Below are 25,183 nucleotides of genomic sequence, written 5' to 3' on the forward strand. Positions count from 1 at the left end.
TTCGGCCCAGGCCATAACCGCACACTTGCGGAGAGGATAGTGCCCCGATGCCCGAACGGGAAATGCCACTGCCCACAGATCTCGATCCGCGCGGCCGCACCTTCGGCGAGGAGGAACGGGCCGCGGTGCTGCGGGTCCTCGACTCCGCGGTGCTGTGCAGTTCTTTCGGAAGTGAAGCACGCTCCCTGGAAGCGGAGATGTCGCGCCTGTACTCCCGGCGGGAGGCCGTCGCCTGCAGTTCGGGTACGGCGGCTCTGCACCTGGCGGTCGCGGCGGCCGGGGCCGGGCCGGGCGACGAGGTCGTCACCACGCCCATCTCTGACTTCGGCACCGTGGCTCCCGTCATGGCCCAGGGCGCGCGGGTGGTGTTCGCCGACGTACGGGCCGAGGACGGCAATCTCGACCCGGCGGCGGTGGAGGCGGCCATCACCCCCCGTACCAAGGCGGTCATCGCCGTCCATCTCTTCGGCGCCGCCGCGGACACCGTCGCGCTGCGCGGGATCTGCGACCGGCACGGGCTCGTGCTGATCGAGGACTGCGCGCAGGCCTGGCTGGGTGAGGACGAGGAAGGCCGACTGCTCGGCACGCTCGGCGACATCGCCTGCTTCAGCCTCCAGCAGTTCAAGCACATCACCGCGGGCGACGGCGGACTGGCCGTCACCGACGACCCGCAGCTCGCCCGCGGGATGCGGCTGTTCATGGACAAGGGCTGGGACCGCGCCGAGGGCCGTATCCACCGCACGATGGGTCTCAACTACCGGATGCCGGAGCTCGTCGCCGCGGTCGCGCGGGCGCAGCTCGGCAAGGTGGCGGACGTGGTGTCCCGCCGGCGCCGGCGGGCCGGGCAGCTGGCCGCCGCGGTCGAGGGCCTCCGGGACTGCCGGATGCCGGAGCGCCGGGAGGGGCACGCCTGGTGGGTGGTGCCGCTCCTGGTCGACGACAACGCCCGCTGGAGCAAGCGGCTCCTGGATCTGGGCATCCCGTCGGTGCCGGGCTATCTGGAACGGCCGCTGTACGCCAACCCGGCCATGCCCGGGTATCCGCCGGGCCTGTGCCCCCGGGCGGAGGAGCTGATCGACCGTACGCTGCTCGTGCTCCCGTGGAACGAGGCGTACACCGAAGACGACGTGGACCGCATCGCGCGGGCCCTGTGCGAGGTGGGAGCACGATGAGCGCGACACAGACGTACGAGTGGCTGCGTCCGACACCGGCGGAGCACATCGGCTGGGACGTGGACGTGCTGTACGGGCCCTGGCCGCGGCACCAGCGGGATCTCGGGCTCGCGGAAGTGCGCTCGGTCCTGGACCGCTCCCCGGTGTCCGGTGCGCTCGCGCTCTCCACCCGGGGGCCCCTCTTCCACGACGGCGCGGGCAACGCCGAGACCGTGCGCGACCTCGCGGACTGCCCGGAGCTGCTGCCCGTCGGCACGGTCGACGTCCGGGACGCGCTCACCGCCGAGGACCGTCTGGACGAACTGGCCGCCGACGGGGTGCGGTTCCTGCGGCTGTTCACCGTCGAGCAGGCGGCCGAGCCCGGCTTCCCGGGCTACCGGCGGGTGGTGAAGCTGGCCCTGGAGCGCGGGATGGTGCTCCTGCACGACGGTGACCCGCGTCGCTTCGGACCGGCGCTCGCCGACCGGGGCGCGGAGGTGATCTTCCTGGATCTGCACGCGTATCTGCTGGCGGACTTCCTGCTGATGGCCCGTGACGAGCCGGGGTTCCGGGTCACCACACGTCTGCTGTCCGGCTGCGACTCGATCGAGCGGGTCGTCGACGGGGTGGGCTCCCGCCATCTGGTCTTCGGCTCGCGCACGCCCTTCATGGACATCTCGCCCCTGACGCTGCGGCTGCGCTACGCGGACATCTCCGACGACGACCGTGCCGCGATCTCCACCAAGAACATCGAGGAGTTGCTCGTCTGATGCCGATCATCGATGTGCACGCGCATGTGGGCCGCTGGCAGTTCCATCTGACCTGTGGCGACGCGGACAACAACCTGCGCCAGATGGACCGCTACGGCATCGACGTCCAGCTGGTGTCGGCGTCGGAGGCGGTGGTCTTCGACGCGGTCGCCGGGAACGCGGCGCTGCGGGAGGTCCTGGAGACCCGTCCGCGGCTGCGGGGGTACGCGGTGGTGAACCCGAACCGGATCGAGGAGAGTGCGGCGGACCTCAAGCGCTGCCTGGGCACCGGGCTGTTCGTCGGGGCGAAGATCCACACCCACTACCCCGGGCGGCTGCCCGGGACCCGCGAGATGGCGGAGGCCTTCGACGTGGTCGCGGAAGCGGGCGTACCGCTCCTGCTGCACACCTGGGGCCGCGAGGTGACCCTGCTGCCCGAACTCCTGGCGGAGCGCCCTGGACTGCGGGTGATCATGGGCCACGCGGGCGGGGACGCGTGGCGTGAGGCCGCGCACGCGGCCGCGGGCTGCGACCGGCTCTACCTCGAGCACTGCCGTACGGCGGCGGACTCGGGACGGGTGGCCTACGCGCGGGAGGCGGGGGTGCCGGTGGAGCGGATGCTGTTCGGCACGGACGCGACGCTGATCGACCCGTGCTGGTCGCTGGGTGTGATCCGGGATGCGGGCTTCACGGAGGAGGAGCGGGAGATGGTGCTGTGGCGCAACGCGCTGACGCTCTTCCCGGCGCTGCGCCCGGCCATGGCGGCCACGCCGTAGCCGGGCCGGCGTGGTGCCGCGCGGTCGGACAGGCCTCAGCCCGGCCGAGACGGTCGGCAGGGGCAGGGCCAGGGGCCGGGTGCGGTGAGGACCGGCCTCAGTCCTTCTCCTGCGCGAGGGACTCCAGGCACCTGACGACCGTCGTCCGCTCCGACTCCGGCAGCCGCGGCCCGTACGGGTCGTGCGCCGCCGACTCCGGGAGCAGGCCCTCCCACACCGCCGCCCACAGCATCCGCTGCACATAACCCTCGATCGGGGCCGTGAACGTGGCCTCGGCGAACCGGTCGAGGCGGCCCGACGCGCGGACGAACGCGGTGTGGTCACCCGCCGTCCACGCGTCCAGGACCGCGTTCGTCAGACCCACGCGCGCCGCGGCGATGCCGACCAGAGCCGAGTCTGCGCCCCACATCAGGGACGGGCCGAACATCCGGTCCTCGCCGGTCACGACGAGCTTTCCGCTGCCCTCGGCCGCGCGGATCGCGTCCTGGCAGGCCATCGCGCGGTCCAGGGTGGCGAGCTTGACGCCGACCGCCGACGGCAGAGCCAGCAACCGGCGGATCAGGGACGGCGGATAGGGGTAGCCGCCCGCCTCGCCGTGGAGGAAGAAGCCGAGCACGGGCAGCCCGCAGGCCTCGGCCACCCGCTCGTGCAGGCGTACCGCCTCCCGTTCGCCCTCGGGGCGTTCGGCGAACTGGGCCAGCGGATAGACCATGACCGCGTCGGCGCCCAGTCCGGCCGCCTGCACGGCCATGGTGAGGGTGGCGTCCCACGCCTCCCGCAGCGTGGTGGCGCGGACCGATCGTGGCACCCCCACGCCTGCCACGATCGGCCCGTCGACCGTCTCCCGCCAGATCCGCAGAACCTCCGCGCGGTCCGGTTCGGAGAGATACAGACCGCGGCCGGTGTGCGCCCAGACGGCGACGCCTCCGATGCGGGCGGCCGCGATCCGTTCCGCGTAGCCGCGCAGCGCACCGAAATCCACGGCTCCCCGGGCATCCATGGGTGTGGCCACTGCCGGAACCACGGTGCCGCGCAGTCCGCGCACCAGGGTCTGGGTCGCAGACATGGGCGGTCTCTCCCGTCTGTTGCGGTCGTTCCCGACACGCTAGCCTTTACGGTCCGGACCGTAAAGGAAAGGCGAGCCAGAATGTCCCAGCGCCCCATGCGTCTCGGTCTGTACGTCAATCTCTACGCGGACCAGGCGGACCGGCCCCGGCTCGCCGACGCGGTGGAGCAGGTCCGGCTGGCCGAGCAGGCGGGTTTCGACTGGGTGGTGCTCGGTGAGCGCCATCTGCACCGGCCCGGTTACCACGAGGCCGTCACCTCACTGGCGTATCTCGCCGCGCACACCGAACGGATCGGGCTCGCCACCGCGGGGCTCATCGCGCCCGTCTACCAGCCCGTGTGGCTCGCGGAGACGCTGGCGCACATCGACGTGCTCTCGGGCGGCCGGCTCACGGCCGGGTTCGTCCTCGGTTACCGGCCGGAGGAGTTCGCGCTGTACGGCACCCGGCCGGGCGAGCGCGTCTCCCGGTTCGAGGAGTGCCTGGAGCTGGTGACCCGGCTGTGGACCGAGGACGAGGTCACCCACGAAGGCCGCTGGACCTCGCTGGACCAGGCGTTCCTCTCGCCGCGGCCGGTGCAGTCGCCGCGCCCGCGGATCTGGAACGGCGGTCGGGTCTCGGCGGTTCTGGAGCGCACGGCCCGCATGTGCGACGGCTGGACGACGTCCTTCAACGAACTGGACTCCGAATTGCCCGAGAAGATCGCGGAGTACCGCTCGTACCCGCGCGGCGCGGCGAGTCTCGGCTCCGAGGTGATCGTCTGCCGCGAGGGTTTCGCCGCCGCCACCTCGCAGCAGGCCCGCGGGGCCCTGGAGGCGCCGTTGCGGGAGCTGTACGACGCGTACGGCGACTGGAAGCGCACCTCGGCGGACGCGGCGCGCTACGCCCAGCAGTGGGACGACATCGAGGCGCGCTCGGTGATCGGCTCGGTGGAGCAGTGCGTGCAGCGGCTGGGGGCGTACGGCGAGATGGGCGCGGACGGGGTGGTGCTGCGCATCCAGCCACCGGGGATGCCGCAGAAGGACGCGCTGGGCGCGATCGAGGCGTTCGGCACCGAGGTGCTCCCGCGGCTCAACGCCTGAGCGCGGACGGGCACCCGCGGCTCGACGCCTGAGCGCCGACGGGCGCCCGTGGCTCAACGCCTGAGCACCGGCCTGCTCCCGGGCTCACCGCCTGAGCGGCCGTCTTCTGAAGGCGCGTTGGACCACCAGCGCCGCCTGCGCGATGTCCGCCATGGCCGCGTCGTCCGCCATCAGCATCGGCTGGCGCACCCAGACCACCGAGTCCTCGGCCGCCTCGGCGACCGGACAGGGGCGGGTCCGCACGGCGTACGGCGCGAGGGAGGGCTCCCGGGTGAGGGAGCGGTACCCGGTGTCCAGTGGCACCCCCTCGGCGTTCATGGCGGCGAGGAAGACCGCCTTGGGGTGGCCGCCGAACGCCGCCGCCTCGTAACGCAGCAGGGCCAGGTGCCGGGTGTGACGGGTCGTCCCGGCGGGCTCGGGCACCGGCGAGAGTCCCTCGACGTCGTCCAGCGCCCGGGCGAGCGCGGCCGCCCGTGCCTCGCGATGGTCGATCTGGCCCTCCAGCAGCGGGAGCTGAGGGCCGAGGACGGCCGCCTGGAACTCCGTCATCCGCAGGTTCCAGCCCAGCTCCGGGTGTTCGTACCAGCCGTCTTCGGAACCGCGTCCGACATTGTGCAGCGCCCACAGCTTTTCGTGGGTCCGCCGGTCGTCGGTGACGACGATGCCGCCCTCCCCCGCGGTCATCGCCTTGCTCGACTGGAAGCTGAAGCAGGCCGCGTCCCCCAGTGTCCCCGCGGGGCGTCCGTGCCGGCGGGCGCCATGGGCCTGGGCGGCGTCCTCCACGACGGCGAGACCGTGGTGCTCGGCGGCGGACCTCAACGCCTCGGTGTCCGCGGGTGCGCCGGCCAGATGCACCGGCACGACGGCCCGGGTCCGCGGCCCGGCCAGCCGTGCGAGGGCCGACGGGTCGAGGTGCAGGGTGTCGGTGACATCGGCGACGACGGGCGCCGCACCGGCGAGGACGACGGCTGTGGCCGTGGCGACGAAGGTGTAGGCGGGCACGATCACTTCGTCGCCGGGCCGTACTCCGAGGGCCCGCAGGGCCAGGAAGAGCGCCACGGTCCCGTTCACCGTGCACACCCCGTGGGCGGCGCCGACGCCGGTGGCGAAGTCCGCGGCGAACCGCGCCACCAGGGAGTCGTCGCCCTGGCCCGCGGTCGCTCCCCAGCGGCCGCCGTCGAGGACCCGCATCAGTCGTTCGCGCTGCTCGTCGGTGGCCGGCGGTGGCCACTGCGGCCAGCCCTCGGTGCGTACGGGTGTCATCGCAACCCCTGGAGCAGGCGGTTCATCGTGCCGTGCAGGATCTGCTGCCGGTCGGCGGCGGCGAGGCCGGCGAGCAGCACCCGGCCAAGCCCGACGCGCAGGTCGAGGAAGACGGCGTCGGAACCGAAGGCGATGCGTTCGGCGCCCGCCTCGGCGACCAGCCGGACGAGATGGCGTGCGGTCATCCGGGAGCCGCAGGTCTCCAGGACGAGACTGGGGCAGTGAGCGGCCGCTTCGGCGGCGGGTGCGAAGCCGTCCGTCCAGAGGCCCGAGTGGCCCATCAGCAGGGGCAGTTCGGGGTAGCGGGGGGCGACGGCCGCGAATCGGGCGGGGTCGGACCAGGCGGAGCGGTACTGGCTGTGCGCGAGGACGATGCGCCCGCGCCCGGCGGCGATCTCGAAGGCGGGGGCGTACGCGGGGTGGTCGAGCGGGACTTCGTGGACCTCGGGGTGGAGCTTGACGCCGATGACACCGGGGGCTTCGAGGAGGTCCCGCAGCCGCTCGGGTGCTTCGGGGTCGTGGGGGTTGAAGACGGCGTAGCCGAGGAGGCGGCCGGGGTGGCGGGCGAGCTCCGCGAGCAGGAGGGCGTTGCCGGCGCGGGCGTCGGGGCCCACCGCGAGGAGGTGCGAGACACAGGCGGTGGTGACGCCGCAGCGGTCCATCACGGCCAGCAGGCTCCGCGCGGAGCCGTCGGTGACGGCGAACGCGGGCCAGCGTCCGAGGTGGCCGTGCGCGTCGATCACGCTCACGGGTGCTCACCCAGCAGCCGCAGGGCGTTGCCGCCGGCGATGAGGGCCGTGTCAGCCTTCGGCAGGTCCAGGGTGTCCAGTTGGTAGCGCGGTCCCGCGTCGTCGGTGACCGGGGCGCCGGTGCCGAAGAGGACGCGCCGGGCCCCGTAGCGCCCGGCGAACCACTCGACCTGGAGGTGCCCGGCGAGTGTGGAGGTGTCCACGGACAGTTCCTCGTGGACGTCCATGAGTTCGGCGAGCTCCCGCATGCTGCGGTAACCGGTGCCGGTGAGGACGATCCGCAGGGTCGGGCGGGCGTCGGCGAACCACCGCACCTCGGCGGCGGTCACCGTCTCCCAGGCGAGCAGTACGCTGGCGCGCCTGCCCGCCAGTTCGGCCGCCAGCGCGAGGGAGTGCTCGCCGGTGAGGGACCAGCGGTGTTCGCCGGGGCACAGCCGCACCACGCGTCCGGCGGGGACGTCCCCGGTGCCGAGCGGGCCGGGGATCAGCACGGGCACCGGCCGCAGTCTCGGGTTCCGCGCCGCCGCCAGGGAGGCGTTGCCGTCCCGGGGGTCGCCGTACACGGCGTGCGTGTGCACCACGCAGGCGCTGTCGATGTGCAGACGGTCGAGCTCCGCGGCCAGTCCTTCCGGGTCCCGGCTCGCCACCTCGTCGTACGGCAGCGGGCCGAGCATCCGGTTGATGTCGACGACGGTCACGACTTGAGGCCGGAGGTGGCGATCGAGTCCGTCAGATAGCGCTGGAGCAGCCCGAAGACGAGCAGACAGGGGATCACCGTGATGGTCGCGCCGGCCATGATCTGGTTGATGGTGACGTCCTGGCCGGCGAGGGTGGCGAGGCCCACCGTGAGGGTGCGCATGTCCGAGGACTGGCCGATGACGAGGGGCCAGAGGAAGTCGTTCCAGTGCCACAGGAAGACGAAGACGCCGAGGGTGGCGAGGATCGGCCGGATGAGCGGGATCACGATGGTGGTGTAGATGCGCCACTCGGACGCTCCGTCGATCTTGGCGGCCTCGAAGAGCTCGTCGGGCAGCTGGTACATGAACTGCCGCATCAGGAACACCGCCTGGGAGTTGGCCAGCGTCGGCACGATCAGTCCCCAGTAGGTGTCCACCCCGCCCATCTTCGACACCAGGATGTAGTACGGGATCAGCGTCGCCTGGAACGGCACCATCAGGGTGGCCAGGAAGGCCCAGAACAGCACCTCGCGGCCGGGGAAGCGCTTCTTGGCGAAGGCGTACCCGGCCATCGACGAGAACAGCAGGATGAGCACGACCGAGACGAGCGAGTAGATCAGCGAGTTCACCGCCCACTGGGTGACGTCGGCACCCTCCAGGACGTCGGTGAAGTTCTGCCAGGTGGCGCGGGTGACGTCCAGGGCGCCGGGCAGCGTCGAGCCCTCCGGCGGGGCGAAGGCGACGAGCACCATGACCGCGAAGGGCGCCACGGTGACGAAGGCGACCAGGACCAGCAGCACGGGCAGTCTCAGCCGGCCCATCAGTCCACCTCTCTGCCGATGAGCCGGCGCTGGATGAGCGAGAAGACCAGGACGACGACGAAGAGCATCAGGCCGACCGCGCTGGCGTAGCCGAAGTCGAAGTACTTGAAGCCCGAGTCGTACAGGAAGTAGACGAGCGAGTAGCTGGCGCGGACGGGTCCGCCGCCGGTCATCACGTACATCGCGTCGAAGACCTGGAAGGCCTGGATCGCTTCGATGACGAGGACGAAGAACAGCACCGGCCGCAGCATCGGCAGGGTCACCCAGCGGAAGCGCTGCCAGGCGCTCGCGCCGTCGACGGTGGCCGCCTCGGTGACCTCGCGGGGGATGGACTGGAGCCCCGCCAGCAGGATCAGCATGGTGTAGCCGAAGCCCTTCCAGGCCGCCGTGGCGGCGATGGAGGGCAGGACGAGGTTCTCGTCGCCGAGAAAGTCCACGGGCCCCAGCGAGATGGCGCCGAGGGCTGTGTTCAGCAGGCCGTCGTCGACCTCGTAGATCCACTTCCAGATGACGGCGGCCAGCACGATGCTGGTGACGTAGGGCAGGAAGAACACTCCGCGGAAGAAGCCCCGCATCCAGACCGTGCGATGCAGGAGCACTGCCGTGCCGAGGGCGAGGAGCACCGTCAGCGGGACGTAGACCGCGGTGTAGACGGCGGTGACGCCGAGGCTCTCCCAGAACAGGGCGTCGCCGAACAGCCGGGTGTAGTTCCGGGCGCCGATGAACTCCCACTCACCGCTGAGCCGGTAGTCGGTGAGCGAGAGGAAGGCGGCGCCGATCGTCGGCCCGAACCGGAAGACGACGAACAGCACGAGCATCGGGGCGAGGAACGCGAAGCCCACGAGAGCCTCGCGCCGCCGCCCCTGACGTCGTCCGGGCCGGGGCGCGACACTCTCGTGCGCTTCGGTGGTGCGCGGGAGGGCCTTGCCCGTGGCCGCCTCGCTCAACGCTGCCGTGCCAGCAGGTCGTCGGCCGCCTTCGCCGCGTCGTCCAGCGCTTCCTTGGGGCTCTTCTTGCCGGTCAGCGCCGCCTGGATCTCCGGTGCGAGCAGGCCCATCAACTGGCGGGCCGCCGGGTTGGGCTCACCGGGCGAGACCGCCGTGAGCGCCGCCTGGTACTGCTTGGCGTACGGCGAGGTGTTCGGCACACTGACGTCCGTACGGGGCGAGAAGTAGCCGCTGGCCTTGCCGAGCGACCGGATCTGCTCCGGCTGGGTCATGAACTCCAGGAACTTCTGCGCACCGGCCACGTTCTTCGACTTGGCGTTGACGCTGAGAGCGCCCGGGATGCCGAAGGCGATCTCCTTGGCCGGGCCCTTGAGCGGGGCGCCCACCACGACGTTGTCCGCTCCCCAGGTCTTCGCGGCCAGTTCGGCGTCGGCGAGGACGACCGAGAAGCCCATGGCCGCCTCCTGCTTGCCGAGCGCGTGATCGGCGAGGAGGTTGGTGTTCGTCATCGCGGACCTCGGGACCGAGCCGGCCTTCCAGAGGTCGGTGAGGAAGGTGAGCGCCTCGACACCGGCGGGGCTGTTGAACGCCGCCTTCTTGCCGGACTCGTCGAACACGGTGCCGCCCGCCTGCCACAGCAGCGGGTAGAAGTTGAGGTTCAGCGAGGCCTCGGGGCTCGCCGAGTAGTCCAGTATGGCGACGCCCTTCTGCTTGAGCTTGGGGGCAGCCGCCTTGATCTCGTCCCAGGTGCCGGGCGGTGTGGCGATCCCCGCCGAGGTGAGCAGTTTCCTGTTGTAGACCGTGGTGGTGACGGTCTGGTAGATCGGGGCGCCGTAGATCTTCCCGTCCTGCTTCATCGCGGCCAGGGTCGCGGGCAGGAACTTGTCGGCGCTGTTCTTCAGCGCCGCGTCCACGGGCGTGATGGCGCCGCCGGCGGAGAACTGCGGGATCTGGTCCGGTGTGAGCAGGACGACGTCCGGGCCCTTGCCGCCGCCGAACGCGGTGGCGATCTTCTGGTCGCGGTTGTCCCACGGCTGCTGCTCGACGGTGAGCTCGGTGCCCGGTGCCGATTTCTCGAAGGCCTTCTCGATTCCGTCCCAGTAGGCCGCGTTGGCCTTGGGGTCGGCGATCACCGGGTACATCCAGACGGTGACGCCGTCCGAGTCGGAGCCCGATCCGCCGCCCCCGCACGCGGAGAGCGAGGCGGCGAGCATGAACAGAGCGAGAGGAGCGGTGGCGCGCGTGAAGCCTGTCTTCATGGGGGCCTCCGGAAGGCCTGCTGAGAAGGGAGCGACGGGAGCCCGGCTGTTTCGGCCTGGGCCGAAAGTAGTCGCGGGGGATTTGGCCTGTCAATGAGTCAGGTACGGGGATCCGTTCGAAACAGTGCTCGGTGTCCGCCGTACGGCCCGGCCGCGCTCCCGCGGGTGCGGGGCGCGCCGCGGCGCGCCCGGTGACGGACGGGCCGGAGGGACGGGAGACACTGACCGGGTGAGAAGTGAGAACACCCCCTTCGTGGGCGGGCCGCTGGACGGGCGGGTACTGCCGGTCCTGGTGGGACCGACCGGACATCCGCCGAAGTGGTACCAGGTCCCCGTGCCCGACGACGACGGCGCCCCGCCGGCGGTGCACACGTACCGGCGTGTCCCCTCCGGCTACACCAAGCGGCTCGGTCTGCAGCGGGGCTGGAAGTACGAGTACGCACCGGGCGGCAAGGAACGCCGTGAACTGAAGTGGCCCTGGTCGAAGCCCGGCCGCCGCCCCGACACGCCGTAGGTCGCGCGCACTCCCCCTCGACGGATGACGGCATTGCGCTGAATCGACCACTCGCGGCGCGCTCTGGCTTGCGGGCTCCCACGATCGGCTGTGGGGCGGAGTGCCCGCCCGTCAGCCGGAGGTGATGAGGTGTCAGGCAGGTTGCTGCGCACGGTCTGTACGGCGGCCCTGGCCGCGGCGACGGTGATCGCGGCGGTACCGGCCGCGGCGGAACCCGTACCGGAACCACCGGCCGGGCACGCGGCCGGGACGGTCACCGGGCAGGGGGACGAGACCGGTGACGAGCCGGCGGACGAGACCGCGGGGCCGGAGACCGAAGGGCCGGGGACCGGCGGCGACGACACCGCGGAGGGCGCGGCGGGTGCCCTGCCCACCACGGTCCCCCAGATGCTCACCCGGCTCCGGACGCTGTACCAGCAGGCCGAGGAGGCCGGCGAGGCGTACAACGCCACCGAGGAGCAGCTCAAGGCCCAGCAGGCCCGGACCGCCGCCGTCGGCCGCGAGCTCGCCAGGGCCCGCAACGCGCTCGCCGACAGCCGCGGCGACGCCGGACGGCTCGCCCGCCAGCAGTACCAGGGCCGCTCCGAACTCTCCGCCTACGTGCGGCTCCTCCTCGCCCGCGACCCCCAGCACGCCCTGGACGAGGACCATCTGATGGAGCGTGCGGCGGCCGACCGGCTGGCGACCACCGACCGGCTGGAGAAGGGCGCCCGGCGGGCGTCCGCGCTCGCGGCGGCCTCCCGTGCGGCGCTCGACAAGGAGCAGACGCTCGCCGCCCGGCAGAAGCGGGCCCGTGACACGGCGGCCGTCCGGCTGAAGGCCGTCGAGGAGATGCTCGCCTCGCTCTCCCCCGAGGAGATCGCCGCACTGACCGCGCTGGAGGAGTCGGACACCGCCGAGGCGCAGGAGAAGATCCTCGCCTCGGGGGTGCTCGACGGGGAGCGGATGCCGACCGAGGAGGGCGAGAAGGCGCTGCGGTACGCGGTGGAGCAGATCGGCAAGCCGTATCTGTGGGGCGCGGAGGGTCCCGTTTCGTACGACTGCTCGGGGCTGACCTCCGAGGCCTGGGCGGCGGCGGGACGCACGATTCCGCGCACCAGCCAGTCCCAGTGGGAGAAGCTTCCCAAGGTCCCTCTGCGCTCACTGCGCCCGGGTGACCTGGTGGTCTACTTTGCCGGGGCCACCCATGTGGCCCTCTATCTGGGCGACGGCATGGTGATCCAGGCACCGCGTCCCGGGGCGACGGTGAAGGTCTCCCCCATCGCGGCGAACCCGCTGATCGGCGCGGTGCGGCCCGACCCGAAGGGCAGCCCTCTGGAGGAGTACACCCCGCCGCGGCTCCCTGAGGGCGCCACGGCGGGGCCGGACACCGGTTACTCGGAGGCGGGGGCCCCGGAGGCTCCGGCGACCTCGGCCAGATAGGCCTCGGTGAGCGCGGGGTCGAAGAAGAAGTTCTCGAAGTCCGCGGGGTCGTTGAAGCCGTTGGCGAAGCGGTCGGCCACGGGCTGGAACTGCCCGCCGGCGCCGATCAGGTTGAGCACGTGCTCCGGCGGGACGCCGAGCATGGCGTTCGTCCACTTGGTGACGTGCCGGGCCGTGTCCCAGTAGCGGTCGAACGTGGACTGCATCCAGGTCTCGTCGAACGGCTTGTCACCGTGCTCGACGATCGAGGAGAGGTACGCGGCGGCGCACTTGGACGCCGAGTTCGAGCCCTGGCCGGTGATCGGGTCGTTGGCGACGACGACGTCCGCGACACCGAGGACCAGGCCGCCGCCGGGCAGCCGGCCGATCGGATTGCGTACGGTCGGGGCGTAGCGGCCGGAGAGCGTGCCGCCCGCGTCGGTCAGTTCGACCTTCGTGGCCCGCGCGTACTCCCAGGGCGTGAACCTCTCCATGAGTTCGAGCGTCAGGGAGAGGTGCTCGGCCGGGTCCTTGATGCCCTGGAAGGCGTCGAGCGGTCCGCCGGGGATGCCCTCCCAGAACAGGATGTCCGCCCGTCCGCTGTTGGTGAAGCTCGGCATCACGAAGAGCTCGCCGACACCGGGGATCAGATTGCAGCGCACCGCGTCGAAGTCGGGGTGCTCCGGGCGCGGGCCGAGGCCGTGCACATAGGCGACGGCGAGCGCGCGCTGCGGGGCGTCGTACGGGGAACGGGAGGCGTCCCGGCCGAACATGGAGACCAGTTCGCCCTTGCCCGCGGAGACGAGCACCAGGTCGTACGTGCGCGAGAAGAAGTCCAGGTCGGAGACGGCCGCACCATGGATGACGAGCTGTCCGCCGCGCTGGGCGAACGTCTCCATCCAGCCGGCCATCTTCACCCGCTGGTCGACGGACTGGGCGATGCCGTCCAGCTTGCCCACCCAGTCGATCACTCTCTGGGACTCGGGTCCCGCGACGGAGACGCCGAGGCCCTCGATGCGCGGGGCCTGGGACTCCCAGAAGTTGATGCCCAGGTCACGCTCGTGCTGGAGCGCGGTGTGGAACATGCACTGCGTCGACATGACCCGGCCGGAGCGGATCTCGTCGGCCGTGCGGTTGGACATCAGGGTGACCTCGTAGCCCTGCGACTGCAGGCCGAGGGCGAGCTGGAGACCGGACTGGCCGGCTCCGACTATGAGTATCTTCCGCATCGGGGAGTCTCTTTCGTCTGTCAGGACTGTTCGGGGGTTGCTTCGAGCGCGTGGGCGACCAGCGCGAGCAGCGATTCGATCACGGTGATCCGGCTGCGTGCGTCCATGATCACAACCGGCACGTGCAGGGGTACCGTCAGGGCCTCCCGCACGTCCTCGGCCTCGAACAGCTCGGACCCCTCGAAGTGGTTGACGGCCACGATGTACGGCAGCCCGCTGCTCTCGAAGTAGTCGAGCGCCGGGAAGCAGTCCTGGAGCCTTCGGGTGTCGGCGAGGACGATCGCCCCGATCGCACCGCGCACCAGGTCGTCCCACATGAACCAGAAGCGCTGCTGGCCGGGTGTCCCGAACACGTACAGGACGAGGTCGTCGTCCAGCGTGATCCGGCCGAAGTCCATGGCGACGGTGGTGGTCGTCTTGTCGGGCGTCGAGGTGAGGTCGTCGGTCTCCTCGCTCGCCGTCGTCATCAGCGCCTCGGTCTGGAGCGGTGTGATCTCGGAGACCGCGCCGACGAAGGTCGTCTTGCCCACACCGAAGCCGCCCGCGACCACGACCTTGGTGGCGGTGGGGGCACGGGTGTGGTCGAGCTGCCAGTCCTTGAGTCCCTCGTCGGCGGCCGGCGGCGGGCCGGTCTCCGGCTCCGGGGCGGGCCGGACGGGAAGCGTGTCAGAGGCGGCGGAGTCCACTCAGCACCCTTTCGAGCAGTGCGCGTTCGGGCCGTCCGGGCCCGTGCCCGGTGCCGTACACACGGATCTTTCCCTGGTCGGCGAGGTCACTGAGAAGGACCCTGACGACGCCCAGTGGCATCTTGAGGATCGCCGAGATCTCGGCGACGGTACGCATACGGCGGCACAGCTCGACGATGGCCTGGAGCTCGGGCATGACCCGCGAGGACAGGTCGCCCTGGGGCAGCTGTCTGCGTTCGGCGGGCGCCTCCAGCGCCGCGACGAAGGTCTCGACGAGCAGCACATGGCCGAAGCGGGTGCGGCCTCCGGTGAGGGAGTACGGGCGTACGCGGGCGGGGCGGCGGTTCTCGCCGCGCACCGGAAGTTTGCGGGCGGACGTCACTGGGAGCCCTCCAACGACTGGCGCAGTTCGTTGCGGAGTTCGGGGGTGAGGACGTGTCCGGCGCGGCCGACGAACATGCCCATGTGGTAGGCGACGACGGACATGTCGCAGTCGGCGTCGGCCTGGACGCCGAGCAGCGAGCCGTCGCTGATCGACATGACGAAGACGCTGGCCTCCTCCATGGCGACCATCGTCTGTTTCACACCGCCGCCGTCCATCAGCCGGGCGGCGCCCACGGTGAGGCTGCCGATGCCGGACACGATGGTGGCGAGGTCGGCGCTGGAGCCCCGCGGGCCCTCCCGGCGGGGGGCCTCGGCGGGGGCGGCGTTCTGTGCCGGGTCGGAGGACAGGAGCAGCAGTCCGTCCGACGAGACGACGGCGACCGAGCGCACGCCCGGCACCTCTTCCACGAGATTGCCCAGCAACCAGTGCAGATTGCGGGCTTCACTGCTCAGGCCGAACGTCCCGGTCGCAGTCAACTGCGTGCCTCCTCGACTGTGTCCCCCGCATCTTCTGTTGTTGTCTGTGGTGCGGTGCGCTCGATCTCCGACTGCGCATCGCGGCGGCCCTCCTCGGCCGCCTGCTGAAAGCCGCCGAGCCTGCGGCGCAGGGCGTCGGCATCGATGCTGCCGGTGCGCTCGCCGGGCGTGGTGGCGGGTTGGACGACCTTGGGCGTCCGCTTGGGCAGGCCCTTGTCGGTGACGCGGTCCCAGACGGGCGCGGGCCGGTCGCCGACGGGCTCCGGCCGCGGCCGGGACTCGGGCTCGGCGGGCAGCGCCTGGGTCCAGTCCTGAGTCTCGGCAGGGGCCTGGGCGGGAACCGGGGAGGGTGCCTGCGGCGCCGGCTCCGCCGTCTCCGGCAGACGCATCTCGAACGTCGCCTGGTCCGTCCCGACGGTCTCCGGCTCACCGTCGGGCGTGCGCTCGTGCCTCTCCGCCTCCGCGTCCGCCTCGGCCGCCCGGACGGAGGCCTCGGCGGCCGCCACCAGCGGGTCGGCGGAGTGGGCGAGCTGTCGCGGACTGCTGGGCAGGGCGTTGGAGTTGGCCTCGGCGACGGAGCCCGGCTGCTGGACCGCGGGCGTGGCGTCCGCCGTCCTCGCGGTGTGCTGCTCGGCCGGCGGCTCCTTGGGCAGCAGGCCCCTGGACAGCACGATCACCGCGGTGATGCCGCCCTGCTTCTGCTCCCGCAGCTGGACCCGTACGCCGTGGCGTGCGGCCAGCAGACCGGCGACCCGGAGCCCGAGGCCGTCGCCGTCCTTGTCCGGACGGGTCTCGTACCCCTCGGGGTTCTCCAGCCGCTCGTTGAGTTCGGCGAGCCGGCCACCGGTCATCCCTATGCCGCTGTCCTGCACGGAGAGCATCACCTCGCCGCTCTCCAGCAGCCAGCCCGAGAGCTCGACCTGGGCGTCCGGCGGGGAGAACGAGGTGGCGTTCTCCAGCAGTTCGGCGATCAGGTGGCTGAGGTCGTCGGCGGCGAAGCCGGCGACCTGGGCGTGCGGCGGCAGCGACTGGATGACGACCCGCTCGTACCGCTCGATCTCGCTGACGGCCGCGCGCAGCACGTCGACGAGGGGCACGGGACCGGGGTTCGCGTGGCCGTGCTCGGCGCCGGCGAGGACCAGGAGGTTCTCGCTGTGCCGGCGCATGACGGTGGCCATGTGGTCGAGCTTGAAGAGCGTGGCGAGCCGCTCCGGGTCCTGCTCGCGGTCCTCCAGCTTCTCGATGACGCCGAGCTGACGTTCCACGAGGCCGAGGGTGCGCAGCGAGAGGTTGACGAAGGTGTGGTCGATCGTCGTGCGCAGCCGGGTGAGCTCGGCGGTCAGCTGCTCGGTGCGGTGCTGCAGTTCGGCGCGGCCGGTGGCGAGTTCGGCGGCCAGTTCGTCACGGGCACCGGCCAGGTCGCCGCGGTCGCCCTCCAGCCGCTCGGCGCGCAGGGAGAGCTCGCGCAGCTTGCCGTGCAGGGTGTTGAGCGACCGCACGACCTGGGCGAACTCGTCGTTGCGGCCGGTGAAGCGTACGGGCTCCTCCACCTCGGGGGCCGCCGCGAGGCGGGCCGCGCCGATGCGCAGGACGGCGAGCGGACGGGTGAGGGTCCGCGCGACGGCCGAGGAGACGCCGATGGCGAGGATCAGCAGACCGCCGACGAGGGCGATCTGGAGTTCCAGGGCGGTGACGTCGTCGTCCCGCAGCTTCTCGAAGCTGGTGATCCGGCCGGAGGCGAGAGAGGACTCGACGCTGCGCATCTGCTCGATGCGGGCGGTCAGCGAGGCCTCGACCTTCTCGTGGTCGGACTTGCGCTCGCCCTTGGAGAGCACGGGCTGGTCCGTCAGACGGGCGAGATAGCTCTCGGCGGTCTTGATCTCGGGTCCGGTGACGGTGGCCGCCAGCGAGTCGCGGGCGCCCTTGCCCGCGGCCTGGTCGAAGTCGGCCAGCGCGGCGAGTTCGCGTACGCGGGCCTGCTGGGCCGCGCCGCTCAGGCCGTTACGCAGGGCGTCGCCCGGCGCGTCGGCCTCCTCCTCCTGGACGGGCAAGCCGGTGATCGGGTCGATGGTCTCGGTGGTGCCCTTGCCCGGCACGGCGAGCGCGGCGAGCAGCAGCCCGCGGGTGGCGGATGCCTGCTCGACGGCGAGCCCGAGTTCGGCGGGCGCGCGGGTGTCGCCACCCGACGCGCTCCGGGACTCGCCCCAGGCCCGCGGCGGGGTCTTCTCGGTGAGTTCGTCGGCGACCGCGTGCAGATGGGCGATGACGGCGGAGTACGCCCGGTGGGCCTCGGTGGCGGTGCCCTTGCCCGTCAGGGCGGTGCGGCGCACGGAGGGCACGGCGGCCAGTTCGCGCCCCAGTCCGGCGTGGTCGCCGGAGATGAGGCTGCCGATCTCGTCGATCTGCCGGTCGACGCGGGCGCTCGTGCTGTCGGAGATGACCCGCCGGTCCTTCTCCTCGCCCTCCTGGTCCTCGCGTCCGGCCGCGATGTACGAGGTGACCTCATCGCGCTCGTCGGCGAGCGAGTGGGCGAGGGTGACGGCCTGGCGGTTGAGTCCGGCGAGAGTGACGAGGCGCTGGGACTCGTTCAGTTCGGCGGAGGCGTTGAGGATGCCCGGGGTTCCCGCGGCGATGACGACGAGGCCGACGACGGCGACGCCCGCGACCAGCCGGCTGCGCACCCGCTTCGTGCGGCCGCGCGCGGCGGGATCCGGCGAGGTCTCCTGTGCCGGGAACGTCTCAGGGACCAGGGGGGCCTGAGGCCGCTTCTTCTGCACCGGTGCTCGCAATCCTGCTTGACTTGTCCGCCCTTGCAGCAGAGATGACGACCGGTCACACGCGAGTTCCCGCCCCCTGCACGGCTTCAGACCATTGCAGTGCTCCTGGGAGGGAGGCGCGCATCGGCCGCTCCGCCACCTGAACGAGTGAACAGCAATCGGGAGTTGGCAAACAACTCGCGCCCGTCCGCGGATCGGCCCTCTCCGGGCGGTCGGCTGGATCTTCCGGCCGGGCTTTGGCAAGATGCGCGCCCGCAGCTTCGCCGCCGGGCGGCCCGTCCCCCAGAAACATGCCCTGACCTGCCGGTACGGGGCATTTCGACAGTGGTGCAGGCATCGTGAACGAGTCGTGCAGACTGGGCATCATGCGTATCGAACTCGCGACCGCACCCGGCTCGCCCGAACGCCCCAACGAGGACTGGGCGTCGGTCGCCCTTCCCGCCTCGGGTCAGGGGGGAACGCTGGTAGTACTGGACGGCGTGACCCCCCCGGTGTCGGATTTCGGATGTGTGCACGGGGTGCCGTGGTTCACCGCACGGCTCGGCGGCGCGCTGATCGAACTGTCCGGTTCACTCCGGGATATGACACTGGCCGATGCCCTCTCGGCGGCAATCCGGCGCACCGCCGACGCCCACCGCGACACCTGTGACCTTTCTCACGTGCGCACGCCGCAGGCCACCGTGGTGATGGTGCGCTGGGGCGGCCCGCAGGACGACGTGGAGCATCTGGTGCTCTCCGACTCGGCGCTGCTGCTGGAGTCGCCCGACGGGGAGGTGCGGGCGGTGCTGGACGACCGCATCGACCGGCTGCCGCGGGATCAGCTGCGGACGCACGCCACGGCGGATCTCCTGCGCAATGCGGAGGGCGGGTTCTTCACCGCCGCGGCCGACCCGGCCGTGGCGGCCCGTGCGGTGACCGGCCGGACACCCCGGGCCGAGGTCCGCGCGGTGGCCGCACTGACGGACGGCGCCTCCCGGTGGGTCGACATGTTCGCCGAGGGGACCTGGGCCGAGTGCGTGGCGCTGCTGCGCAAGGAGGGGCCGCAGGGCCTGATCGACCGGGTCCGGGCGGTCGAGGCGGAGGCGGAGGAGCGTACGGAAGTGATCCGCTGGAAGCTGCACGACGACGCGGCGGTGGTTTTCGCGGAGCTCTGAGCGGGGGCGGGCCCGCCGGTCTGATGAGCGGGGGCAAGCCGGTCCGATGAACGGGGGCGGGCCCGCCGGTCCGATCAGCGGCGCCCGCCACTCGTTCGGCCGCGTCGGGGAGCCGGGTCCGCGACCCGTTCGACGTCGGGAAGCGACCGAGGACGGCCACCCGTCCGACGTCCGAGAGCAACCCGGGACCGGCCGTCCGACGTCCGAGAGCAACCGAGGACGACCACCCGTCCGGCGTGCGATCGGTACGGCGTCCTCGACGGAGGCGACACCGGCGATCGCGCCGGCCACCGCACCACCGAGCATGTTCGCCGGTATCACCTGCGCGGGCCGGGCGGCAGCGAACGGAATCCCGCCCTCGAAGATGCCGAACATCCCCATAACAGCGCCGCTCCGAGAGCAACCCGGGACCGGCCGCCCGTCCGGCCGCGGAAGCAGCAGCGGCGGCGGCAGCGGCAGCAGTCCATCCGTACGACGCAGGCAGGCACCACGGCCCCGGCCACCCGCTCGGCGGCGGCAGGCGACAGACCCCGGCCGTGCGCGGACTCGCGGGCGCGGCCACTCGTTCGGCGTCAGCGGTCATCCCACCGGGCGAGCGGCCGGGGGTGAAATCTAGCTCTCCGCCCGCGCGTTCAGCTGATGGAGCAGCCTCGCCAGCTCCGCGATCTCGCCGCGGTCCCAGCCCGCGAGCTTGCGGACGTAGCGGTCACGGCGGGCGTCCCTCACTCGGCGGAATCGCGCGAGACCTTCTTCGGTGAGCCGGACGAGTGACGCGCGGCCGTCGGCGGGATCGGGCTCGCGGGTCACCAGACCGAGCTCCTCCAGGGCGTGCAACTGCCGGCTCATGGTCGCCTTGCCGACGCCGAAGTACACCGCGAGGTCGGTGGCGCGCTGCGGTCCCGTCTCGTCGAGCCGGACGAGCAGGCCGTAGGCAGCGGGCTCCAGTTCGGGGTGGACCTCACGTGCCATCTCGCCGGACGACGCCCTCGCCCGACGCAGAAAGACAGCCAACTCCCTTTCCAGAGCCAGGAATTCGTGGTCCACGCCGTTCTCGGCCTGTGGGCCCGCTTCCCCGCTCGTACCGCTTTTGTGCACGTCAGCACCCCTCGCGCGCTTTCCCGATCCCGGTTTCTTCTGTCAACGATTCACACCTTCGCCGCTCCACCAGTATTTCGCAGGTGTAGACCGATGGCAGCTCCCCGCCCCTCTTCCTCCGGGCCGCCCCACGTGCGCGGCCTGCCGCGTGTCATGTCCACATCATATGCCTGGGACGGCCGCCTGGCGGCGCGTCCTCAGGTCCCCCCGCCGAGATCTTCGGAGGCACGCTTGTGCCCGTGCAAAGATCCGGAACGACCGTTCCCCTCCGCCCCGCGAGGAGATCCCGCCGCTCCCTCATCGCAGTGTCCGGCGCACTCCTCGCTGTCCTTTCCCTCCTCTTCACCCTCCCCGGCACCGCCGGCGCCGACGACGTCCCCCCTCGGGGCTCCGCCTATCTGGGCATGGGCGTCATCGCGCACGACGGCCAGGGAGGAGTGCCGCGCAGCAGCCGCGCCGCCCAGTCGGAAGGCGTCGACGTCTCCAGCCACCAGGGCAACGTCGACTGGCCGACGCTCTGGAGCAGCGGTGTGCAGTGGGCCTACGTCAAGGCCACCGAGGGCACCTACTACCGGAACCCCTACTTCACCCAGCAGTACGGCGGCTCGTACGACATCGGGATGATCCGCGGCACGTACCACTTCGCCACGCCCGACACGACGACCGGTGCCGCCCAGGCCGACTACTTCGTCAGTAACGGAGGCGGGTGGTCCCAGGACGGCCGCACCCTCCCCGGCGCGCTGGACATCGAGTGGAATCCCTACGGCGACGCCTGCTACGGCAAGTCCCCGACAGGCATGGTGACCTGGATCCGGGACTTCCTGAATCGCTACAAGGTCCTGACCGGCCGGGACGCGGTGATCTACACGGCCACCACCTGGTGGACCCAGTGCACCGGCAACTACGCCGGCTTCGGCACGAGCAATCCGCTGTGGATCGCGCGCTACGACACCACTCCCGGCCCTCTCCCCGCCGGCTGGGGCACCCACACCATGTGGCAGTACACCTCGTCCGGACCGACCGTGGGCGACCACGACCGGTTCAACGGTGCCTACGACCGGGTCGTGGCCCTCGCGAACGGCTGACCCCGGTACCGTCCGGCAACCGCCGGAACGGCCCTGCGACCCTCACCGCCCCGCGTCTCCCCCGGTCTCAGGACCAGTGCGCGGGGCGGTCCAGTGTTCCCGGCAGCCTGGTGGAGGCGTCCCCCCGGGCCGCGTTCAGCTGCGGCTGGGTGAGGAAGAAGCTGCCGCTGAGGTCCGCCCCCGACAGGTCCGCGTCCCGCAGGTCCGCTCCGATGAGGTCGGCGAGGCGCAGATCGGCGCCGCCGAGGTCGGCGGCGATGAGATACGCGCCGCGCAGGCTGGCGCCCCGCAGGTCCGCACCCCTCAGCCGGGCGCCCAGCAGGTCCGCTCCCCTGCGGTCCTTCCTCCCGCGGCCCGCTCCGGCCCGTACCAGCTCGCTGGTCCGCAGCAGGACCATGTTGACCCGCTGCCGGTGCGCCGCCACGTCCAGTTCCACGAGGGCGTCGGGTCCGAGCTCGGTGAGGGCCTCGGTCTCGGTCAACAGGCCCCGGATCTCGCCGTGCAGGGAGCGGGCCGGCTCCAGGGTGAGCGCCTCGTTCAGATACCGGAGCAGCTCGTGGAGCTGACGGACGACGGGAAACACCGCGAACATCTGTGCGGCCGTGTCGGGGGCCGCCCGCCAGTCCTTGCCGCCGAAGATGGCCTGCGAGACCTTCTGCCCGGCGCCGAAGCAGTCGTAGACCGTGCAGCCGGTGAAGCCGCTCGGCCGCAGTCGGGTGTGGATGCCGCAGCGGAAGTCGGCGGCGAGGTTGGGGCAGGGGGTGCCGGCGTCCTTGTCGAGCGCGAAGTCCGCGGACCGGGTGAAGGGCAGGGCCACACAGCACAGCCCGAAGCAGTTCCCGCAGTCCGCCCGCAGCTCGCCGTTCCCGGCCTGCCGGGGCGTCGTGTTCATCACTCTATTGTGGCGGACCGGACGGGACCCCCGGCGCACGGGCGCCGGGGGTCCCTCTGTCGGTCACGTCATCCGTGCGAGCAGGTCAGCCGCACTGACCCGCGGGACGGTCCCGGGTGACCAGGTCGGTCCAGCCGGTGGTGCCGTCGATCCAGACCACCTGACGGCCGGAGACCGCGGCCGGGGAGATCTGCTCGCCGCGGTTGCAGGACAGCCGCTCCTGGCGCGAGCCGTCGGTGGTCAGCTGCCAGATCTTCGGCAGCGTCTCGTTGCGCAGCGCCAGGTCGGGCACCTGACTGTTGACCGTGACGGCGGTGTCGGAGACCGTGAGGTCGAAGGAGACCAGCGCCTTCGGCTTGCGCTCCGAGCTGATGTCGACCGTGCCGGTGCCGTCCAGCGCCGACCTGCGGATGCCCATCCGGCCGTCGTCGTTCAGGTTCTCGTCCACGAGCCAGAAGGCGTGGGTCGCGTTCACCCCGGTCTGACCGAGTACCTGCGGCTCGCCGAGCTGCTGGGCCAGGGCCGCCTTGCCGGTCTTCAGGTCGAGGATCTCGACGCCGAGCTTGTAGTCGTCCGGGGTCGGATAGAGCTTGGCGTAGGAGAGCTTGCCGTTCCTGATGGCCGGCAGTGCGGTCAGGATGTCGAAGCCGCCGCCGTCGACGAGCGTGGGCCGGGTGTCACCGGGACGCAGATAGCCGACATGGCGGTCGCCGAAGATGCCGGACGTCTCGAAGACGACCACACCGTTCTCCACCCGCAGTCCGCTGATGTCGCTGAACGAGGTGTAGAGCTTCTTGATCCGGCCGCCGGCGACCGGCCGGGACAGGATGTCCAGGCTGGTGGTGCCGTACGCCGCCCATACGACGGTCTTGCCGTCGGTGGCCGGGTAGACGTGGTAGCGGCCGTCGTTCGGGCTGACCGGCTTCACCGCGCCCCTGCCGTCGGTGCGGCCCGTGTAGACGGAGTACGGCTCGGAGCCCTCGTCGTCGGACTGCGAGACGACCCATTGGCCGCCGCCCGCCTGGGCGCCGGTGCCGGTGGTGTTGATCTTGCCAAGCAGCTGGTCGGAGTCGACGCCGAGGGCGTCCTCCCAGCCGGCCACGATGCCGTGGGCGTTGAACGACCGCTTCACGGCGTTCAGTTGCTTGGCGTCGGCACCCAGGTCCTTGGCGGCGGCCAGGACGGCGTTGCGGCCGTCGGTGAAGCCGTCGAGGGGGGTCAGGTACTCCGCGAGCGCCTTGTAGACGATCCGGTCGGTGAGTTCGCCGCCCACGTCCTGGCGCAGGTCCCAGAGCGCGCCGGAGAAGATCGTGGAGTTGAGGTGCACTCCGCCGTTGTCGGTGGAGTAGGTGACCCCGAGGAAGTTCTTCGAGGTGCTCGCACCGTCGTTGAGGTCGCGCAGCGCACAGGCGCGGGGCGCCGCCGTACGGCAGAGGTCCTCGCCGATCAGACCCGAGTCCGGGTCGTCCATGGAGGCGCCGGAGGCGGCCAGGTCGATGGCGTTGCCGAAGTAGTCGGCGACGGCCTCGTTGAGGGCGCCGGACTGGCCCGCGTAGACCAGGTTGGCGGTGTTCTCCACGACGCCGTGGGTCATCTCGTGGCCGACCACGTCGAGGTCGGCGGAGAGCGGCTTGTACTCCTCGTCGCCGCCGCCGTAGACCATCTTCTGGCCGTCCCAGAAGGCGTTGACGTACGGGAAGCCGAAACTGGTGACGCCGACGAGGGAGTTGACCGTCATCCCGCGGGCGTCGAGGCTGTCGCGGCCGTGGGCGTCGCGGTAGTAGTCGTAGACCCGGCCGGCGGCCCAGTGCGCGTCGACCGCGCCGGCGTCCGTGGCGTCCTTGCCGACGTCCTTCGACGGGTCGGCGAACTCCTTGATGCCGCCGGGCCACACGCCCAGGACGTCATTGACGTCCAGTTGCCGCGCGTCCCAGGTGGTCAGCGTGTTCTTGCTGCCGGCCGCCATGCGCTCGGTGTCGCTCATCAGGTACGTGGCGGCGTTCCCGTCGAAGACGAGATTCAGGCCGACCCTGGTCCCGTCCAGCTTGACGCCCGTGCCCTCGGTGCCGGGGATCGCGTCCGCCGTGGCGGAGCCCGCTCCTCGCGCGGCCGCCTTGGGGGCCTCGCCGGACGCGCCGTTGCGCTGCTCGGCCAGCGTCTTGATGCCGCTGAACCGAAGGACGGGATAGCCGGCGCGGGCGTCGATGAAGACCTGCTGGAGCACGGGTTCACCGGTGGCGGGGTTCGCGCCGCGCACGGTCACCTGGTGGGCCAGGACGCCCTCGCCCCGGGGTATCACCACGAGGCCCGCGACCGAGCCGGTGAGCGCGGCCGCGCGGGCGGACTCGGCGCCCTTGGCGCGGATGACGTCCGCCTTGCTCAGCGTCTTGCCGCCGAGCTGGGCCGCCGTCGCGGCGACCGCCCGTCGCACCGCGGTCTCGTTGCTCACCGTGGCCGTGGTGCCGGTCTTCAGACCGGTGAAGTACTTGCCGGAGGTGCCGGTGACGACCCGCTTGCCGCCCTGGTGCTCCATGCGGACCACGTACTGCCCGCCGAACACCGTTATCCCGTGGTGCTTCTGCTGGAGCCGTACGGTTTCTTCCTTGCCACGCTCGACGGTCGCGAGCGGAGCGAGGTCGCGCCGGGCGTCGGCGATCCGGTAGCGGCTCTCCTTGGCGTCCAGATGGCCACGGGCCGCGTCCGCGGGGCTCGCCCCGGCGTCCGCCGCTTCCCTGATGCCGTCGACGAGCGACGGGGTGGCCGTTCCTGCCCCCGGCAGGACGTCGGCGGGCGGTGCGGCCGCCGGCGGGGTGGCCGCCTGAGCCGGTACCGCCGTCAGCAGCAACCCTGCCGCGCCGAGCAGCGCGGCGAGACCGGTCCCCCTGGCAACTCCCGGTCTCCGTGTGCTTGTTCTGGCCTTGCGCACAGTTCGTACCCCTCCCACGTGCTGG

General features: G+C 71.7%; 23 protein-coding genes. 8 read left to right on the top strand and 15 right to left on the bottom strand.

Features of this window, described 5'->3' with window-relative positions; translation table 11 throughout:
• Positions 1-47 precede the first annotated feature (47 nt).
• The 3 genes from ABTX78_RS15000 to ABTX78_RS15010 are packed head-to-tail and all read left to right on the top strand — an operon-like array spanning position 48 to position 2,676.
• On the top strand, positions 48-1,172 hold the full coding sequence (locus ABTX78_RS15000; RefSeq protein WP_352207215.1) for a DegT/DnrJ/EryC1/StrS family aminotransferase: 1,125 nt from the start codon (positions 48-50) through the stop codon (positions 1,170-1,172).
• Complete coding sequence (locus ABTX78_RS15005; protein ID WP_352207216.1) at positions 1,169-1,921, top strand: amidohydrolase family protein; 753 nt, start codon at positions 1,169-1,171, stop codon at positions 1,919-1,921. The genes ABTX78_RS15000 and ABTX78_RS15005 overlap by 4 nt, the downstream gene beginning before the upstream one ends.
• Positions 1,921-2,676, top strand: coding sequence for an amidohydrolase family protein (locus tag ABTX78_RS15010; protein WP_352207217.1), 756 nt, complete (start codon positions 1,921-1,923; stop codon positions 2,674-2,676). The genes ABTX78_RS15005 and ABTX78_RS15010 overlap by 1 nt, the downstream gene beginning before the upstream one ends.
• A 97-nt stretch (positions 2,677-2,773) precedes the next feature.
• Here ABTX78_RS15010 and ABTX78_RS15015 read toward each other — a convergent pair whose 3' ends face one another.
• On the bottom strand, positions 2,774-3,742 hold the full coding sequence (locus tag ABTX78_RS15015) for a dihydrodipicolinate synthase family protein (protein WP_352207218.1): 969 nt from the start codon (positions 3,740-3,742) through the stop codon (positions 2,774-2,776).
• A gap of 81 nt (positions 3,743-3,823) precedes the next feature.
• Here ABTX78_RS15015 and ABTX78_RS15020 point away from each other — a divergent pair, with 81 nt between their 5' ends.
• Positions 3,824-4,822: an LLM class flavin-dependent oxidoreductase gene (locus ABTX78_RS15020; RefSeq protein WP_352207219.1), complete on the top strand. Its 999-nt coding sequence runs from the start codon at positions 3,824-3,826 to the stop codon at positions 4,820-4,822.
• Positions 4,823-4,906: 84 nt separating this feature from the next.
• On the opposite strand, the gene ABTX78_RS15025 is transcribed toward ABTX78_RS15020, so the two are convergent.
• From ABTX78_RS15025 to ABTX78_RS15050, 6 genes are read right to left on the bottom strand one after another with little or no spacing between them, the layout of a single operon-like run.
• Positions 4,907-6,085, bottom strand: coding sequence for a DegT/DnrJ/EryC1/StrS family aminotransferase (locus ABTX78_RS15025; RefSeq protein ID WP_352207220.1), 1,179 nt, complete (start codon positions 6,083-6,085; stop codon positions 4,907-4,909).
• Positions 6,082-6,834 (bottom strand): amidohydrolase family protein, encoded by a 753-nt coding sequence (locus tag ABTX78_RS15030; protein WP_352207221.1) that lies wholly within the window; start codon positions 6,832-6,834, stop codon positions 6,082-6,084. Before ABTX78_RS15030 ends, ABTX78_RS15025 begins: the two co-directional genes overlap by 4 nt.
• A complete protein-coding gene (locus ABTX78_RS15035) occupies positions 6,831-7,532 on the bottom strand; it encodes an amidohydrolase family protein (protein WP_352207222.1) in 702 nt (233 codons plus the stop codon). The genes ABTX78_RS15030 and ABTX78_RS15035 overlap by 4 nt, the downstream gene beginning before the upstream one ends.
• Positions 7,529-8,332, bottom strand: a complete 804-nt coding sequence (locus ABTX78_RS15040; protein WP_352207223.1) for a carbohydrate ABC transporter permease — start codon at positions 8,330-8,332, stop codon at positions 7,529-7,531. The genes ABTX78_RS15035 and ABTX78_RS15040 overlap by 4 nt, the downstream gene beginning before the upstream one ends.
• Positions 8,332-9,279: a carbohydrate ABC transporter permease gene (locus tag ABTX78_RS15045; RefSeq protein ID WP_502993872.1), complete on the bottom strand. Its 948-nt coding sequence runs from the start codon at positions 9,277-9,279 to the stop codon at positions 8,332-8,334. The genes ABTX78_RS15040 and ABTX78_RS15045 overlap by 1 nt, the downstream gene beginning before the upstream one ends.
• Positions 9,276-10,538, bottom strand: coding sequence for an ABC transporter substrate-binding protein (locus ABTX78_RS15050; protein ID WP_352207224.1), 1,263 nt, complete (start codon positions 10,536-10,538; stop codon positions 9,276-9,278). The genes ABTX78_RS15045 and ABTX78_RS15050 overlap by 4 nt, the downstream gene beginning before the upstream one ends.
• A gap of 229 nt (positions 10,539-10,767) precedes the next feature.
• Here ABTX78_RS15050 and ABTX78_RS15055 point away from each other — a divergent pair, with 229 nt between their 5' ends.
• Positions 10,768-11,052: a DUF8847 domain-containing protein gene (locus tag ABTX78_RS15055; protein ID WP_352207225.1), complete on the top strand. Its 285-nt coding sequence runs from the start codon at positions 10,768-10,770 to the stop codon at positions 11,050-11,052.
• A 129-nt stretch (positions 11,053-11,181) separates the two neighbouring features.
• A complete protein-coding gene (locus tag ABTX78_RS15060; protein ID WP_352207226.1) occupies positions 11,182-12,474 on the top strand; it encodes a C40 family peptidase in 1,293 nt (430 codons plus the stop codon).
• Here ABTX78_RS15060 and ABTX78_RS15065 read toward each other — a convergent pair.
• The 5 genes from ABTX78_RS15065 to ABTX78_RS15085 are packed head-to-tail and all read right to left on the bottom strand — an operon-like array spanning position 12,426 to position 18,006.
• Positions 12,426-13,682: a styrene monooxygenase/indole monooxygenase family protein gene (locus ABTX78_RS15065; protein ID WP_352207227.1), complete on the bottom strand. Its 1,257-nt coding sequence runs from the start codon at positions 13,680-13,682 to the stop codon at positions 12,426-12,428. The genes ABTX78_RS15060 and ABTX78_RS15065 overlap by 49 nt on opposite strands.
• A gap of 20 nt (positions 13,683-13,702) precedes the next feature.
• Positions 13,703-14,368, bottom strand: coding sequence for a GTP-binding protein (locus ABTX78_RS15070; protein ID WP_352207228.1), 666 nt, complete (start codon positions 14,366-14,368; stop codon positions 13,703-13,705).
• Positions 14,349-14,750 carry a DUF742 domain-containing protein gene (locus tag ABTX78_RS15075; RefSeq protein ID WP_327680338.1) on the bottom strand — a complete coding sequence of 134 codons (402 nt, stop codon included), beginning with the start codon at positions 14,748-14,750 and terminating at the stop codon, positions 14,349-14,351. The genes ABTX78_RS15070 and ABTX78_RS15075 overlap by 20 nt, the downstream gene beginning before the upstream one ends.
• Positions 14,747-15,229 carry a roadblock/LC7 domain-containing protein gene (locus tag ABTX78_RS15080; protein ID WP_352207229.1) on the bottom strand — a complete coding sequence of 161 codons (483 nt, stop codon included), beginning with the start codon at positions 15,227-15,229 and terminating at the stop codon, positions 14,747-14,749. The genes ABTX78_RS15075 and ABTX78_RS15080 overlap by 4 nt, the downstream gene beginning before the upstream one ends.
• A complete protein-coding gene (locus ABTX78_RS15085) occupies positions 15,226-18,006 on the bottom strand; it encodes a sensor histidine kinase (protein WP_352207230.1) in 2,781 nt (926 codons plus the stop codon). Before ABTX78_RS15085 ends, ABTX78_RS15080 begins: the two co-directional genes overlap by 4 nt.
• 365 nt (positions 18,007-18,371) lie before the next feature.
• Between ABTX78_RS15085 and ABTX78_RS15090 the strand changes: the two genes are divergently transcribed.
• Positions 18,372-19,160, top strand: coding sequence for a protein phosphatase 2C domain-containing protein (locus ABTX78_RS15090; protein WP_352207231.1), 789 nt, complete (start codon positions 18,372-18,374; stop codon positions 19,158-19,160).
• A 612-nt stretch (positions 19,161-19,772) separates the two neighbouring features.
• Here the strand turns inward: ABTX78_RS15090 and ABTX78_RS15095 are convergent.
• Positions 19,773-20,255 carry a MarR family winged helix-turn-helix transcriptional regulator gene (locus ABTX78_RS15095; protein WP_352207232.1) on the bottom strand — a complete coding sequence of 161 codons (483 nt, stop codon included), beginning with the start codon at positions 20,253-20,255 and terminating at the stop codon, positions 19,773-19,775.
• Positions 20,256-20,488: 233 nt separating this feature from the next.
• On the opposite strand from ABTX78_RS15095, the gene ABTX78_RS15100 reads away from it, so the two are divergent.
• Complete coding sequence (locus ABTX78_RS15100) at positions 20,489-21,340, top strand: lysozyme (RefSeq protein ID WP_502993873.1); 852 nt, start codon at positions 20,489-20,491, stop codon at positions 21,338-21,340.
• Between the two features lie 67 nt (positions 21,341-21,407).
• Here ABTX78_RS15100 and ABTX78_RS15105 read toward each other — a convergent pair whose 3' ends face one another.
• Positions 21,408-22,232 carry a pentapeptide repeat-containing protein gene (locus ABTX78_RS15105; protein ID WP_352207234.1) on the bottom strand — a complete coding sequence of 275 codons (825 nt, stop codon included), beginning with the start codon at positions 22,230-22,232 and terminating at the stop codon, positions 21,408-21,410.
• An 85-nt stretch (positions 22,233-22,317) separates the two neighbouring features.
• The gene (locus tag ABTX78_RS15110; protein ID WP_352207235.1) at positions 22,318-25,158 is read right to left on the bottom strand and encodes a M4 family metallopeptidase; all 2,841 of its coding nucleotides are present in this window, start codon (positions 25,156-25,158) and stop codon (positions 22,318-22,320) included.
• Between the last annotated feature and the right edge of the window lie 25 nt (positions 25,159-25,183).

It is taken from the genome of Streptomyces sp. NPDC096193 (genome assembly GCF_040302905.1).
Classification (GTDB): domain Bacteria; phylum Actinomycetota; class Actinomycetes; order Streptomycetales; family Streptomycetaceae; genus Streptomyces.